At 42.8% G+C, this 2274-nt stretch carries 1 protein-coding gene; it reads left to right on the forward strand.

Going from position 1 to position 2274, the window contains the following annotated elements; genetic code table 11:
* A partial coding sequence (locus tag H1P_RS32835; RefSeq protein WP_144875615.1) for a DUF3854 domain-containing protein occupies positions 1 to 2183 on the forward strand: 2183 nt, incomplete at its 5' end.
* Positions 2184 to 2274: the final 91 nt, after the last annotated feature.

Genomic DNA, 2274 nt, shown 5'->3' on the forward strand with positions numbered 1-2274 from the left:
CTCTTGCCTTATTAGGAGTAGAGATGGGGCTGACATCAAGTAAGGATGACCCCCAAGGAAAACGTTATTTAGTTCCTGAGTTAGAAAGATTTGCAAAGGAAGGATTTGGATTTATCTTTGCCTTTGACGCAGATACCTATACGAAGAAGCCAGTTAAACAGGCATTAATCAAACTAGCCCGACAGATACAGAAGTATAATGTGCCTGTATATTCTTTACCAGAATGGGACGAAAGGGACGGCAAAGGCGTGGATGATTTCATCAAAAATCAAGGAATAGAAGAATTCCGTAAACAATTATTAAGCCAAGCCTACTGCTTTGATGATTGGTACTCTAAATACGGCTCGGATGCCTTCACCACCGTAGATGGAAACAAAATACCAAAACCAGACATTGTTGGTGTAGAGATAGCGGAGCAATATAGCGATCGCTGGGTATATTGTGATGAATTAAAAACCTGGTTAACCTACAGTCTGGAGACAGAAGGAATTTGGACTCTTGTTAGTAAAGATTACTTAGCAGCCGAAATACACGGCATCCTCAAGGCTCGGAATATCAAGGGATATGGTACTAACGCTTATGTTGAAAATATCATCGGCACTTTAAAAAGAGAATTATTTATTAGGAAGTGGGACGAAAAATCTTCAACAGATTGGTTGCCCTTTAGGAACGGAGTGCTAGAACTGGCTACAAACAAGCTACACGACCATAATCCAGGATTCAAATTCACGTGGCAACTTCCAAGAGATTACACCATTATCGAAACGGGGTGGAGTGCGATCGCGAATTGGCTGGACGAAGCTACTAAGGGGAATCAAGAATATAAAGAATTGTTACTTTGTTTCGCTGCTGCGGTATTGAGAGGGAGGAATGACCTACAGAAATTCCTGCACCTGATTGGTGGAGGAGGCAGTGGTAAAAGTACCTTTACTACTTTGCTAACGGCTCTTGTAGGAGAATCAAACACAGCCACAATGAATTTATCAGAATTAGAGGACAAGCACGAGATAGCCCGTATTTTTGGTAAAAGATTAGTAGTGCTGCCAGACCAAGATAAAGCACCCAAAAAGATGAGTAATTTCAAGAGACTAACGGGTCAAGACAGATTATCGGGTCGGAGACTGTTTGAGAACGGTTTTGAGTACGTATTTGGTGGTTTAACAGTTGTAACTTCCAACTTCCCCATCTTCCACACCAATCTGGGTTCATGGTTGACCCGCAGAGTCAGCATGATTCCCTTTGATTACCAATGTCCCAATCACAAGAAAAAAGACTTGATGAAAGAGTTTGAGGGGGAATTAGGAGCATTTACTTCTTACCTGTTGAGTATTCCAGAGACAGAAATCGAAGCAGTGTTGAAGGGGATAGGCGATCGCTCTTTATCGACAACAGTGTGGGAATCGCAGATTAGGAGTGAGGGCTTGGCAGCCTGGGTGAATGAATGGGTCATACAAGATAATACAGATTGTGTACCAATTGGTAGTAATGCTCATGAATGGAAAGTAGCCGAAGATTATGATGCGACTTGTTCTACCCTCTATGGAAGTTACGCCCTATATTGTCAACAAACTAAGCGTTCGGCAAAATCACCACAAAACTTTTCAGCAGAATTAATCGAATTAACTAATCGGACTTTGGGATGGTTAACTGAAAAAGCCAGATTAACGATAGCTGGGAAACGAGCCAGAGTGATTAAGGGATTGAGATTGCGTTCGCCTTATGATAAAGACCTGACAGTAGAAGAAATTCTGGCTCAAAAAAAGGGGGACAACCCCAAGGACAACTACGGGACAACCTGTGGGACAACCCCAGAAACCTTATTAGATAAGGAACGGGACAACTGGGACAACCCTTTTGAAAACTTTGAGAAAAATCATTTCAACCTCTCACATCATTGTGACAATTTCTCAACTGTCACACAAGTAGAAGAGGTTGAAAAGAAAAATCTGTTAAATAATTCTGCTTCAGTTGTCGAGGTTGTCCCAACCCAGACAGAGAAAAGAATAGAAGCTGTCCCAGAGGTTGGGACAAGGGTTGTCCCAGAGGTTGTCCCCCCAGAAATCAACTGGCAGAGTTACCCCTACAATAGTGGCGATCACGCAGTGCCAGCGTACGCTGATCGCGCTCACTTAGAAAACAGAGCTTTGAAGGTAGTGCGATTCGTTGAAGCTGCGAAGCTCTAGAAACTAGAGAAGTAGAGGCTTCCAGGCGATGGTGGGTCAAAAACCACAAGTAGCCTGAACTGTTATCGAGCAGAGGCTCGTTAAGATAGAT

Origin of the sequence: Hyella patelloides LEGE 07179 (assembly GCF_900659865.1) — a bacterium.
Lineage (GTDB): Bacteria > Cyanobacteriota > Cyanobacteriia > Cyanobacteriales > Xenococcaceae > Hyella > Hyella patelloides.